The organism is Acidovorax sp. GW821-FHT09B03 (assembly GCF_059418305.1).
Genome location: NZ_JBWKPP010000002.1, coordinates 662,818 through 675,485, shown reverse-complemented (window position 1 = coordinate 675,485; position 12,668 = coordinate 662,818). Strand labels below are relative to the sequence as shown.

The window sequence follows — 12,668 nt, the reverse complement described above, 5'->3', positions numbered from 1 at the left end:
CGGCTCATTCCTTGCGGTTGAGCAGCGCGTACAGCAGGATGGCGCCGAAGGTGGCCGTGCCGATGCCGCCCAGTGCGAACTGGCCGAACTTGAGCGTGAAGTCGCCCGTGCCCAGGATGAGCGTGATGGCGGCCACGATGAGGTTCTTGTTCTGCGAGAAGTCCACCTTGTTGTCCACCCAGATCTTGGCGCCGGCCACTGCGATCAGGCCGAACACCACGATCGACACCCCGCCCATCACCGGCAGCGGAATGGTCTGGATCAGCGCGCCGAACTTGGGGGAAAAGCCCAGCACCAGCGCGAACACGCCCGCCAGCAGGAACACGGCGGTGGAGTAGATCTTGGTGGCCGCCATCACGCCAATGTTCTCCGCATAGGTGGTCACGCCCGTGCCGCCCACACCGCCACTCACCATGGTGGCCACGCCATCGCCGATGAACGCGCGGCCCATGTAGCGGTCCAGGTCGCGGCCGGTCATGGCCGTCACGGCCTTGATGTGACCCAGGTTCTCGGCCACCAGAATGATGGCCACCGGGGCGATGAGCAGCATGGCGTTGCCGCTGAACACAGGTGCGGCGAAGTTGGGCATGCCCACCCACGCGGCGTTCGCCAGGATGGAGAAGTCGATCGGCTTGCCCAGGCCCATGCCGTTGGTGAGCACCGCGTAGATGATGCTGGCCACGATCAGGCCCACCAGGATCAACAGGCGCTGCACCATGCCGCGTGTGAGCACGGCCACCAGGCCCACGCTCACGAAGGTCACGAGCTGCATCCAGCTGTCGAAGTTGCTGGCTGCCATGTTCTTGATGGGGATGCCCGCCAGGTTCAGGCCGATCACGGCCACCACGGCACCGGTGACCACGGGCGGCATGAAGCGCTCGATCCAGCCCGTGCCGATGGCCTGCACCAGCACTCCAATCAGCGTGTAGAGCAGGCCGCACGCGATGATGCCGCCCAGCGCCACGCCGATGTTGGCGTTGGGGCCGCTGCCCGCGTGGCCCGTGGCCGCGATCACCACCCCGATGAAGGCGAAGCTCGAACCCAAGTAGCTAGGCACCTTGCCGCCGGTGACGATGAAGAAGATCAGCGTGCCCACGCCGCTCATCAGGATGGCGACGTTGGGGTCGAACCCCATCAGGATGGGCGCCAGCACCGTGGCGCCGAACATGGCGATCACGTGCTGCACGCCCATGGCCGCCGTCTGCGGCCAGGGCAGCCGCTCATCCGGCGCGATCACGCCCCCCTGCTGCAGCACGTCTGCACTCTTTTCCTGCCAGTTCATGAATCCCATGATGTATTGTTCCTTGTGATTTGAGGCGGGAATGCTAGTGGATGAATAGCGGCCCAGTGCGCTGGTTCGGCAGGTTTTCATCTTTCAGGGACAACCTGGCCCAAGGGCCGGGCAGCCGGATTCAGGGTCCAACCGCGGGCATTGCAGATGGAGGAAAATGCCCAGGTGTCCATCCCCCAGTCATTCATCCAGGAACTGCTTGCCCGCACCGACGTGGTCGAGATCGTGGGCCGCTACGTCCAGTTGAAGAAAGGCGGGGCCAATTTCATGGGGCTGTGCCCCTTCCACGGGGAAAAGTCGCCATCCTTCAGCGTCAGCCCCTCCAAGCAGTTCTACCACTGCTTCGGCTGTGGCAAGAACGGCAATGCCATCGGCTTCCTCATGGACCATGCGGGCATGGGCTTCGTCGAGGCCGTGCAGGACCTGGCCCAGCAGGTGGGCCTGCAGGTGCCCGACGACGACATCTCCCCGCAGGAGAAGGAGCGTGCCGCCGCCGCCCGCCAGAAGCAGGCCACGCTGACCGACGTGCTGGAAAAAGCCGGTGACGCCTACCGCCGCCAGCTGCGCGAGTCGCAGCGCGCCATTGCCTACTTCAAGGGCCGGGGCGTGTCGGGCGCAGTGGCCAAGCGCTATGGCCTGGGCTATGCGCCCGAGGGCTGGCGCAGCCTGGCCAGCGTGTTCCCGCACTACGACGACCCGCTGCTCGAGGAAAGCGGCCTGGTCATCGTGGGCGAGGACGGGCAGGACAAGCGCTATGACCGCTTTCGCGACCGGGTGATGTTCCCCATCCGCAACGTCAAGGGCGAATGCATCGGCTTTGGCGGGCGCGTGCTGGGCGACGACAAGCCCAAGTACCTCAATTCGCCCGAAACCCCGGTGTTCCACAAGGGGCGCGAGCTCTATGGCCTGTTCGAGGCGCGCACGCCCATCCGCGAGCATGGCTATGCGCTCGTGACCGAAGGCTACATGGACGTGGTGGCGCTGGCGCAGCTCGGTTTTCCGAACGCCGTGGCCACGCTGGGCACGGCGTGCACGCCCGAGCATGTGCAAAAGCTGCTGCGCTTCACCGAGGCGGTGGTGTTCAGCTTCGACGGCGACAACGCCGGCCGGCGCGCCGCGCGCAAGGCGCTCGATGGCGCCTTGCCCCACGCCACGGACACGCGCAGCATCAAGTTTTTGTTCCTGCCGGCCGAGCACGACCCGGACAGCTTCATCCGCGCCCATGGCACGGATGCCTTTGCCAGGCACGTGAGCGAGGCCGTGCCGCTGAGCCGCTTCCTGGTCGAATCGGCCAGCGACGGCTGCGACCTGACCACGGCCGAGGGCCGCGCCCACATGGCCAGCAACGCCCGCCCCTTGTGGACGGCGCTGCCCGATGGGGTGCTCAAGCGCCAGCTGCTGGGCGAACTGGCCGAGCTCACGCAGCTCAATGCGCGTGACCTCTCCGAGCTGTGGAACCCCGGCGGAGCCCGCGCTCCCGCCGCAGCGCCGGCACCCCAGCAGCGGCCGTCGCGCACGCAGGAAGCCGCCAACCCGTATGCCGATGAGCCCCCCTGGGGCGCCTCCCCGCCGGACCTGGACGGCTGGCAGCCCCCCCATGGGCCCGACTACGTGGGCGGCGGGTACCAGGGCCAGAGCGATGGCGGCCATGGCGGCTACAGCGGTGGTGGAAGCGGCGGAGCCGGCAATGGCAAGCCCCCCTTCCGCAAGGGCGGCGGCAGTGAATGGGTCAACAGCGGCGGCAAGTGGAAAAAAAAGGACAAGGACTCTCCCTGGGGCCCCCAGCCGCGCTTGCCGCGCACCCCCGCCATGGGCCGGGCAGACCACGCTGCGCGCCTGCTGCTGTCGCACATGGGCTTTCTCGAAGAGCTCACCCACGACGACCACACCGCCCTGTGCGCCCTGCCGGCACCCCATGGACCGCTGTTCACCTGGCTGGAAGCGCAGTTCCACGAGCACGGCCCGCAGGCCTGGGCGGTGCTGCGCGAGAGCCTGCGCGACCACGAATGCGAGGAACTGGGCGTCAAGGTGATGACCGGCGCCCACGCCCAGACCGAGGGCGAACTGGCGGAACTCCGGCTGGAATTGCGGGATCTACTGAACCGGATGCTCATCGAAGACATCAAGGAACAACAGAAACTGCTGATCCTGCAGGCGGCCAAGGACCCCAGCGCCCTGGAGCGCTACCGCGTTCTGGAGCAAAAACGTGTTGTTTTATTGGGTGCAACCGTCAAGGCGGCTTGAAATCGACCCAGATGGTATAATGTAGGGTTAGGCAAGAGCGACAGCAGCACCTCCGAGCCGGGCCACCGTGACAAACGCGCACAACCGCCCACCCATCGCAAGGACTGCACACCAAATGTTCGCCCAGACATCTTGCCCCTGAGGGATGCCCCTCGAGCTGCAAAAGCACGGCTTTTGCAGTGCCACCCGCGCCGGGATCTGTGGCGCTTGCGTTTTCTTTGTGTCCGTTTTTGATTCTGAGGTTGTTCATGCCCGCTCAAAAGTCCGCGAAGCCATCCAAGTCCGCTCCAGCACCCGCCGCCAAGGCCGTCTCCAAAACTGCGGCCAAGGCTCCCGCCAAGGCCGCGGCCTCCAAAGCCGCCGCTGCGCCCGCCCCTGCCGCCAAGAAAGTGAAACCAGTGCCTGTGAACAAGTCTGCCGAGAAGACGGAAGCCCCCGAAGAACTCAAGAAAGCCCGCGCCAAGGCTGCCGTCGAGGCAGACGGCGAAGAAGCCCCCAAGAAGCGCCCTGGCCGTCCAGCCAAGGCCGCGGGTGCCACCACGGCCGAGGCCAAGGTGCCCGCCAAGCGTGGCCGCAAGCCCAAGGCAGCCGCCGGCGGCGCAAGCGCCGAAGAGAGCGGCGACGACGCCGACCTGTCGGACATCGAAGCCGACCTGGAAGGTGAAGTCGAGACCGAAGCCGAGGCCGCGCCCACGGCCGAGAAGGTCAAGCCGCTGCGCATGAAGATCAGCAAGGCCAAGGAACGGGCCTTGATGAAGGAATTCGGCCTGGACGAGACCGTCCTGTCCGAGGAAGACCTGGCCAAGCGCCGCTCGCGCCTGAAGACCCTGATCAAGCTGGGCAAGACGCGCGGCTACCTCACGCACGTCGAAATCTCCGACCACTTGCCCGACAAGCTGGTCGATGCCGAAACGCTCGAAGCCGTCATCACCACGCTGAACGACCTGGGCGTGGCCGTGTACGAGCAGACGCCCGATGCCGAGGCGCTGATCATCACCGACAACGCCCCCACGGGCGCCAGTGAAGAAGAAGCCGAAGAAGCCGCCGAAGCCGCCCTGTCCACCGTGGACAGCGAATTCGGCCGCACCACCGACCCCGTGCGCATGTACATGCGCGAAATGGGAACGGTGGAGCTGCTCACCCGCGAAGGCGAAATCGAAATCGCCAAGCGCATCGAAGGCGGCCTGATGGCCATGATGGAGGCGATCAGCGCATCGCCCGCCACCATCGCCGAGATCCTCAACATGGGTGAGGAGATCCGCGAAGGCAAGGTCGTCATCTCCACCATCGTGGACGGCTTCTCCAACCCCAACGAGGCCGACGACTACGTGGCCGAGGAAGACTTCGACGAATTCGACGAAGCCGACGACGACGACGGCAAGGGCGGCTCCAAGGCGCTGACCAAGAAGCTCGAAGAGCTCAAGAAGCAGGCCCTCGAGCGCTTCGACAAGCTCCGGGACCTGTTCGAGAAGGTCCACAAGATCTACGACAAGGAAGGCTACGGCACGCCTGCCTACGTGAAGGCCCAGCACGCCCTGTCGGAAGAGCTGATGACCATCCGCTTCACCGCCAAGACCATCGAGAAGCTGTGCGACATGGTGCGCGGCCAGGTGGACGACGTGCGCAAGAAGGAGCGCGAGCTGCGCCGCATCATCGTGGACAAGTGCGGCATGCCGCAGGAAACCTTCATCAAGGACTTCCCGCCCAACCTGCTGAACCTGCAATGGGTGGAAAAGCAGGCCGCCGCCGGCAAGCCCTGGAGCACGGTGATGGCGCGCAACATCCCGCCCGTGCAGGAACTGCAGCAAAGGCTGATGGACCTGCAGGCCCGCGTGGTGGTGCCGCTGACCGAGCTCAAGGACATCAACAAGCGCATGAACGAGGGCGAGGCCACCTCGCGCGACGCGAAGAAGGAAATGATCGAGGCCAACCTGCGCCTTGTGATCTCCATCGCCAAGAAGTACACGAACCGCGGCCTGCAGTTCCTGGACCTGATCCAGGAAGGCAACATCGGCCTGATGAAGGCCGTGGACAAGTTCGAATACCGCCGCGGCTACAAGTTCTCGACCTACGCCACGTGGTGGATCCGCCAGGCCATCACGCGCTCGATCGCCGACCAGGCGCGCACCATCCGTATCCCGGTGCACATGATCGAGACCATCAACAAGATGAACCGCATCAGCCGCCAGCATTTGCAGGAGTTCGGCTTCGAGCCCGATGCGTCCATCCTGGCTGCGAAGATGGAGATCCCGGAAGAGAAGATCCGCAAGATCATGAAGATCGCCAAGGAGCCGATCTCGATGGAAACCCCCATCGGCGACGACGACGACAGCCACCTGGGCGACTTCATCGAGGACGGTGCCAACACCGCCCCCATCGACGCCGCCATGCAGGCCGGCCTGCGCGACGTGGTCAAGGACATCCTGGACGGCCTCACGCCGCGCGAAGCCAAGGTGCTGCGCATGCGCTTCGGTATCGAGATGTCCACCGACCATACGCTGGAAGAAGTGGGCAAGCAGTTCGACGTGACGCGCGAACGCATTCGCCAGATCGAAGCCAAGGCGCTGCGCAAGTTGAAGCACCCCAGCCGCTCGGACAAGCTGCGCAGCTTCATCGACTCGCTGTAAGCAACAGCTCTGGCGAACGTCCCCTGGCGGGGGCCTTCTCCACCTCCGACGCCCTGCCCCGCACCCGCGGCGCAGGGCGTTTTCCATGGTGGCGTGGCGGCCACAGATGTCACCCGCTTCGGCGTATACCCTGATACCCTGGACAGCCAAATGACAGTTTCAGCGCCCACCATGGCGACTGGATACATCCGCTTACCGAGGGAATGCCATGACCGCCACCACCCCAGAGAACACGCAGCGCCGCAAGGTGCTGGCCCGTGCCGCCGCGTTTGCCGCCCTGGCAACCCCCTTGGGCAGCACCGTGCTGGCCCAGGCCCGCCCACCGGCCAAGGTCGCCAAGCTGGCCGGCAACCTGCGCATCGTGATCCCCGCCAACGCGGGCGGCGGCTGGGACCAGACCGGCCGTGCGCTGGGTGCCGCCCTGATGGGGGCCGGTGCCGTGGACCAGGTGGAGTACGAGAACGTGGGCGGTAAAGGCGGCACCATCGGCCTGGCCCGCTACGCCGAAAAATACGCCAACGACCCCAACACCCTGCTCATGGGCGGCATGGTGATGGTGGGCGCCGTGGCGCTGCAAAAGCCTGCCGTGGACCTGACGCAGATCCAGCCCATTGCGCGCCTGACCAGCGACTACCTGGTGGCCGCCGTGCCGGCGTCGTCCCCCATCCGCAGCGCCAAGGACCTGGTGGCCGCCATGAAGGCCGACCTGCCCGCCCTGCCCGTGGCCGGCGGCTCCGCGGGCGGCGTGGACCATATCTATGCGGGCGTGCTGGCCCGCGCCGCCAAGGCCAGCCCCGAAGCACTGGTCTACCGCCCCTTTGCGGGCGGCAACGAGGTGGTGGATGCCCTGGTCACCGGCAAGGCAGCCCTGGGCCTGTCGGGCTACAGCGAGTTCAGCGAGGCCATCGCGGCCGGCAAGCTGCGTGCCATCGGCGTGTCGGCCCGGCGCAGCGTGTTCGGCCTGCCGGCCTTTCGCGAGCAGGGCATCGATGCCGTCATGGCCAACTGGCGCGGCGTGTTCACGGGCAAGGGCGTCTCTGCCGCACGCCTGGCCGAGATGGTGACCGCCGTGGAGGCCGCCACCGTGCATGAATCCTGGGTGCGCACCCTGAAGGCCAACAAATGGGACGCCTCCTGGCTCACCGGCAAGGACCTGACCGAATTCATGGAACTGGACCTGACCACCGCGCGCGTGATGGTCTACCTGCTCAAACTGAAGGCCTAGGCTCAAGGATTTCCTGATGAACATGTCCCGCTACTCCATCGGCACCCGCATGGCGGGCGCACTGGGCCTGGTGCTGGCGCTGATGATCGGCGCGGCACTCTTCGGGATTGCCGCGCTGTACGGCACGCTCGGTACCTATGACGCCACCGTGCTGCAGCGCGTGGCGCAGGAGCGCGCGGTCTCGCGCATGGAGAGCGAGTTCAAGACCCAGGTGATGGAGTGGAAGAACACGCTCCTGCGCGGCGAGGACTCGCGCAAGCGCGAGCTGCACTGGAACGCCTTCCAGGCCAGCGAAAAGCGCGTGGCCGATGCGGCCAAGGCGCTGGCACCGCAGCTGGTGGACAGCAGCGAGCGCGCCGCGCTGCAGAAATTCGCCGACGCCCACACCCAGATGGCCCAGGGCTACCGCAAGGGCTTCGAGGCCTTCCAGTCGCTGGGCTTCGTGGCCTCGGCCGGCGATGCCGACGTGGCCGACATCGACCAAGGCCCTGCCAAGCTCCTGGGAGAGCTGAGCCGGCAGGTGGCCGACAGCAGTGCCGCCATTGCCCAGCAGGCCGCACAAGATGCGCGCCGGGCCCTGGTCAGCAGCCTGGTGGCGCTGGCCCTGGTGAGCGCACTGGGTGTATTTGCGGGCTGGGTGCTCACCCGTTCGGTAGTGGGCCCGCTGCGCGTGGCCGTGTCCCTGGCCAACAAGGTGGCGGCTGGCGACCTGACGACCACCATCTCCATCGACGGCAACGACGAACCCGCGCGCCTGCTGCAGGCCCTGGCTGCGATGCAGGAAAACCTGGAGCGCGTTGTCTCGGGCGTGCGCACCAATGCCGAGGGCGTGGCCAGTGCCAGCGCCGAGATCGCCCAGGGCAACACCGACCTGAGCATGCGCACCGAAGACCAGGCCTCGTCGCTGGACGAAACCTCGTCGTCCATGCAGCAGCTGCAGCAGACCGTGCAGAACAACGCCGCCAGCGCCCAGCGCGCGAACGAGCTGGCCAAGAGCGGTGCCTCGGTCGCCGAGCGCGGCGGCCAGGTCGTGGGCCAGATGGTGGAGGTGGTGCAGGGCATCCAGGACAGCTCGCGCAAGATCGCCGACATCATCGGCGTCATCGACGGCATTGCCTTTCAGACCAACATCCTGGCGCTCAATGCCGCCGTGGAAGCGGCCCGCGCCGGCGAGCAGGGCCGCGGCTTTGCCGTAGTGGCCAGCGAGGTGCGCAACCTCGCCACGCGCAGCGCCAGCGCCGCGCGCGAGATCAAGGCCCTGATCCAGACCAGCGTGGATCGCGTGCAGGCCGGCTCCGACCTGGCGCGCAACGCCGGCAGCACCATGGACGAAGTGGTCACATCCATCCGCGGCGTGAGCACCCTGGTGGAAGAGATCAGCCAGGCCAGCGCCGAGCAGACCCGCGACATGCTGCGCGTGACCCAGGCCATCGTGCGCATGGACGACGCCACGCAGCAAAATGCCGCACTGGTGGAGCAGAGCGCGGCCGCCGCCGGAAGCCTGAGCGGCCAGGCCCACCAGCTGGTGGAGGCGGTGGCGGTATTCCGGCTGCGCTGAGACCCACGCAGCGCTTCAGGGCGTGGCGCGCCCGGTGCCTGCGGCCTCGCACACCACGGCCTCCCAAAGCGCCTCGGCGGCGCGCCCCATCTGAGTGTGGGAGCGGTAGACCCGGATCTCGAGTTCGATGTTCCATTGCGGCGTGGCCGCAGCGGCGGCCAGCCGACCGGCTGTCAGGTCATCGCCCACCAGACTCTGGGGCAGCCAGGCAATGCCCCGGCCTTCCAGTGCCATGGTCCTGAGCACGGACGCCAAATGCGCGGTGAAGACGGTATGGGTCGGCAGCCGGCCCAGCGCGCTGTCGAGGGTCTTGTGCAGGATGTTGCCCAGGCCTGATTCCGCGCTGTAGGCCAGCAACGGCGCTGCCGCGACGGAGCGCTCCAGGCCGTACAGGGCTGCACCGCCCGGCCCCATGGCGCACACGGGCCGCAGAACGTCCGAGCCCACGCAGACCGAAGGGTAGCCCTGCGCATGCAGTTGGCTGGGTGCCTGCGCATGCGCGTGGCACAGCACGAACTGCACCTTGCTCTGGGCCAGCAGCGCCTCGCAGCGGTGCAGCATGTCGGACTCCAGCTGCAGGGTACCAGCCATGGTGTGCGCGCCGTAGCTGCGCAGCCAAGCCGGCATGAAGGTCAGCGACAAGGCATGGGTCGCTGCAAAACGCAGGCTTTGGGAGCTTGCCTCGGCCACCGCACGCGCCGCACCGGGCAGGCGCGCCACCTCCGCGAGCAACTCGGGCGCAACGCCCTGGAACCACAGGCCCGCCTCAGTGAGCTTGACCGGCTGCGTGCTGCGATCAAACAGCTCCGCCCCCAGCCACTCTTCCAGCGCGCGCACGCGGCGGCCGAAGGCAGGCTGCGTCATGTGGCGATCTTCCGCCGCGCGCGAGAAGTTTCCGACCGCGGCCAGGACCAGGAAATCCTCGAGCCAGGAGATGTGCATGGGCGGTGCTTTGAAAGCACTGAAGAGAAGAAAAACGGCATTGGTCAAACGCCGTGCAGTTGCGGATCATACCGACCCCGACACCCGTTTTGACCTATGGAGCACCGCATGAAAATCGTTGAGATCCGAGAAAAGACCATCCCCATCAGCTCCCCCATTCGCAATGCCTACATCGACTTCAGCAAGATGACGCTGAGCCTGGTGGCGGTAATCACCGACGTGATTCGCGACGGCAAACCGGTGGTCGGCTATGGCTTCAACTCCAACGGCCGCTATGGCCAAGGCAAGCTGATGCGCGAGCGCTTCATCCCGCGTGTGCTCGAAGCCAACCCTGATTCCCTGATCGATGACAGCGGCAAAAACCTGGATCCGCACAAGATCTGGAACGCGATGTTCACCAACGAAAAGCCAGGGGGTCACGGTGAGCGCTCTGTCGCCATCGGCACCATCGACATGGCCGTGTGGGACGCTGTGGCCAAGATCGAAGGCAAGCCACTGTTCCAGTTGCTCGCCGACCGTTATGGCAATGGCACGCCCAACCGCAATATCTTCGTCTACGCTGCCGGCGGTTACTACTACCCCGGCCAGGACCACGGCAAGCTCAAGGACGAGATGAAGAGCTACATCGACCGCGGCTACACCGTGGTCAAGAAGAAGATCGGCGGAGCCTCGCTCGACGAAGACCTTCGCCGCATCGACTCCATCCTCAGCGTGCTGCAGGACGGCCAGAAGCTGTGCGTGGACGCCAACGGCCGCTTCGATCTGGACACCGCCATCCAGTACGCCAAGGCGCTGTCTCAATACGACCTGTTCTGGTACGAGGAGCCAGGTGACCCACTCGACTTCGAGCTGCAGGCAGCCTTGCGCAACTACTACAAGAACCCCATGGCCACGGGTGAAGACCTGTTCTCCATGCAGGACGCGCGCAACCTGATTCGCTATGGCGGCATGCGCCCCGACCGCGACTGGCTGCAGTTCGATTGCGCGCTGAGCTACGGCCTGGTGGAGTACCTGCGCACTCTGGACATGCTCAAGGAACACGGCTGGTCCGCAAGCCGTTGCATCCCGCACGGCGGGCACCAGATGTCGCTGAACATCGCGGCCGGCCTGGGCCTGGGCGGCAACGAGTCCTATCCGGACCTGTTCCAGCCGTTCGGCGGCTTCCCGGACGGCGTGAAGGTGGTCGACGGCCACGTGACGCTGCCCGACCTGCCGGGCATCGGTTTCGAAGGCAAGGCCGACCTGTATGCGCAGATGCAGGCCCTGTCCGCCTGATCACCCCCTCACAAACAGAACCTGAAGGAGACAAGCCATGGGCACTTTGAAGCGAGGGGCTGCAGCCGCAGCCATCGGACTGATTGCGATCAGCAGCAGCACTACCGCATGGGCGGAATTTCCGGACAGGCCAATTACCTTGGTCGTCCCCTTTTCCGCTGGCGGTCCCAGCGACAAGATTGCCCGTGATCTGGCAGAAGCCCTGCGCAAGCCTTTGGCCCAGACAGTGATCGTCGACAACACTGCGGGCGCGGGAGGCACCATCGGCGCGGCGCGCGTCGCACGTGCATCCCCGGATGGCTACACCCTGCTGGTGCACCACATCGGCATCTCCACGGCACCCGCGCTCTACAAGAAGCTGCCCTACAGAACGCTGGAAGACTTCGAGTACCTCGGACTCATCAACGAAGCGCCTTCCACCCTGATCGGCAAGCCAGGCCTGGCGGCCAACAACTTTGCCGACCTTCGCAAATGGATCAGTTCCAACGACGGCAAGGTCAACCTCGCGAATGCCGGCGTGGGCTCTGCATCCCACCTGTGCGGGTTGGTGCTGCAGGCCACCCTGCAATCGAAAATGGCCTTCGTTCCCTACAAGGGAACGGCGCCCGCCATGACCGACTTGATGGGCGGACAGGTGGACCTGATGTGCGAGCAGGCCACCAACGCCGTGCCCCAGATCGAAGCGAAGAAGGTCAAGGTCTTTGGCGTCACCAGCAAGCAGCGGATGGCGTTGCCCGCGCTTGCCCAAGTGCCCACGCTGGCAGAAGCGGGCCTGACCGGCTTCGAGATGTCGGTATGGCACGGCGTGTACGCACCCAAGGGCACGCCACCGGCCGTGCTGGCCAGACTGAACGCCGCCATCCGGGCAGCGCTCAAGGATCCCGAACTCATCCAGCGCGAGGAAGCACTTGGCGTGCGTATCGTGACCGACGCACGCCTGGAACCTGCGGAGCATAAGAAATACGTGGAGGGCGAGATGATCCGCTGGGCCAGGATCATCAAGGACTCCGGGGAAACCGCGGACTGACGATAGAAGGCAGCCGCCGGATCGACTCGACCGAAGACTCCGGAGGCTGCCAGGTCCCTCGGCGCTTCAGAACGGCACGCGACCCCGCCAGATATCCCGGTACATCGCCCAGTCCCCCATGAAGCTGTACAGCGGCCGCTTGAAGCTGGCCGGCTTGTTCTTCTCAAAACCGAAGTGTCCGACCCAGGCAAAGCCATAGCCACACAGCAGGCCGATCAGCAGGAAGTATGGCTGTCGCGTGGCCACCGCCCAGGCCACGCACAGGAGTGACAGGGTCGAGCCCACGAAATGCAGCCGCCGGCAGGTCTGGTTGCTGTGTTCGGTCAGGTAGAACGGGTAGAACTCCGCAAAGCTCTTGAAGGCCCGCGGGTCGGTGGGATTCGTGGGCGCAGCGCTCAGGTCCATGGCTTGTCTCCTTGGGGTTTTGTTGTCTGCGCTTTATACGCCCAAGTGCACTGCACAAGCGTGCCGGGTTTGAC

General features: G+C 65.8%; 9 protein-coding genes. 6 read left to right on the top strand and 3 right to left on the bottom strand.

The genetic code is table 11. The features are described 5' to 3' along the window. Positions 1–4: 4 nt before the first annotated feature. Entirely contained in the window at positions 5–1,291 is a 1,287-nt protein-coding gene (locus AC07PA_RS06375) for a solute carrier family 23 protein (protein ID WP_494610155.1), read from the bottom strand. 165 nt (positions 1,292–1,456) lie between these two features. On the opposite strand from AC07PA_RS06375, the gene dnaG reads away from it, so the two are divergent. From dnaG to AC07PA_RS06355, 4 genes are all read left to right on the top strand, one after another. Continuing rightward, positions 1,457–3,535, top strand: a complete 2,079-nt coding sequence (gene dnaG / locus AC07PA_RS06370) for a DNA primase (RefSeq protein ID WP_494610154.1) — start codon at positions 1,457–1,459, stop codon at positions 3,533–3,535. A 248-nt stretch (positions 3,536–3,783) separates the two neighbouring features. Then, entirely contained in the window at positions 3,784–6,162 is a 2,379-nt protein-coding gene (rpoD, locus tag AC07PA_RS06365; RefSeq protein ID WP_494610153.1) for an RNA polymerase sigma factor RpoD, read from the top strand. Between the two features lie 208 nt (positions 6,163–6,370). After that, entirely contained in the window at positions 6,371–7,387 is a 1,017-nt protein-coding gene (locus tag AC07PA_RS06360) for a Bug family tripartite tricarboxylate transporter substrate binding protein (RefSeq protein ID WP_494610152.1), read from the top strand. 16 nt (positions 7,388–7,403) lie between these two features. Further along, positions 7,404–8,945, top strand: coding sequence for a methyl-accepting chemotaxis protein (locus tag AC07PA_RS06355; protein WP_494610151.1), 1,542 nt, complete (start codon positions 7,404–7,406; stop codon positions 8,943–8,945). Between the two features lie 15 nt (positions 8,946–8,960). On the opposite strand, the gene AC07PA_RS06350 is transcribed toward AC07PA_RS06355, so the two are convergent. Next, positions 8,961–9,887, bottom strand: coding sequence for a LysR family transcriptional regulator (locus AC07PA_RS06350; RefSeq protein WP_494610150.1), 927 nt, complete (start codon positions 9,885–9,887; stop codon positions 8,961–8,963). Positions 9,888–9,995: 108 nt separating this feature from the next. Between AC07PA_RS06350 and AC07PA_RS06345 the strand changes: the two genes are divergently transcribed. Both AC07PA_RS06345 and AC07PA_RS06340 read left to right on the top strand, forming a co-directional pair. After that, positions 9,996–11,162: a mandelate racemase/muconate lactonizing enzyme family protein gene (locus AC07PA_RS06345; protein ID WP_007858618.1), complete on the top strand. Its 1,167-nt coding sequence runs from the start codon at positions 9,996–9,998 to the stop codon at positions 11,160–11,162. A gap of 37 nt (positions 11,163–11,199) precedes the next feature. Then, positions 11,200–12,189, top strand: coding sequence for a tripartite tricarboxylate transporter substrate-binding protein (locus AC07PA_RS06340; RefSeq protein ID WP_494610149.1), 990 nt, complete (start codon positions 11,200–11,202; stop codon positions 12,187–12,189). 66 nt (positions 12,190–12,255) lie between these two features. Here the strand turns inward: AC07PA_RS06340 and AC07PA_RS06335 are convergent, their stop codons facing one another. Then, positions 12,256–12,594, bottom strand: coding sequence for an Mpo1-like protein (locus AC07PA_RS06335; protein ID WP_494610148.1), 339 nt, complete (start codon positions 12,592–12,594; stop codon positions 12,256–12,258). Between the last annotated feature and the right edge of the window lie 74 nt (positions 12,595–12,668).

What these genes read in the sequence shown, in the direction of transcription:
- AC07PA_RS06355 (WP_494610151.1), top strand. Translation starts at nt 7,404, where the DNA reads ATGAACATGTCCCGCTACTCCATCGGCACCCGCATGGCGGGCGCACTG.
- AC07PA_RS06375 (WP_494610155.1), bottom strand. Translation starts at nt 1,291, where the DNA reads ATGGGATTCATGAACTGGCAGGAAAAGAGTGCAGACGTGCTGCAGCAG.
- AC07PA_RS06350 (WP_494610150.1), bottom strand. Translation starts at nt 9,887, where the DNA reads ATGCACATCTCCTGGCTCGAGGATTTCCTGGTCCTGGCCGCGGTCGGA.
- rpoD (WP_494610153.1), top strand. Translation starts at nt 3,784, where the DNA reads ATGCCCGCTCAAAAGTCCGCGAAGCCATCCAAGTCCGCTCCAGCACCC.
- AC07PA_RS06360 (WP_494610152.1), top strand. Translation starts at nt 6,371, where the DNA reads ATGACCGCCACCACCCCAGAGAACACGCAGCGCCGCAAGGTGCTGGCC.
- AC07PA_RS06335 (WP_494610148.1), bottom strand. Translation starts at nt 12,594, where the DNA reads ATGGACCTGAGCGCTGCGCCCACGAATCCCACCGACCCGCGGGCCTTC.
- AC07PA_RS06345 (WP_007858618.1), top strand. Translation starts at nt 9,996, where the DNA reads ATGAAAATCGTTGAGATCCGAGAAAAGACCATCCCCATCAGCTCCCCC.
- AC07PA_RS06340 (WP_494610149.1), top strand. Translation starts at nt 11,200, where the DNA reads ATGGGCACTTTGAAGCGAGGGGCTGCAGCCGCAGCCATCGGACTGATT.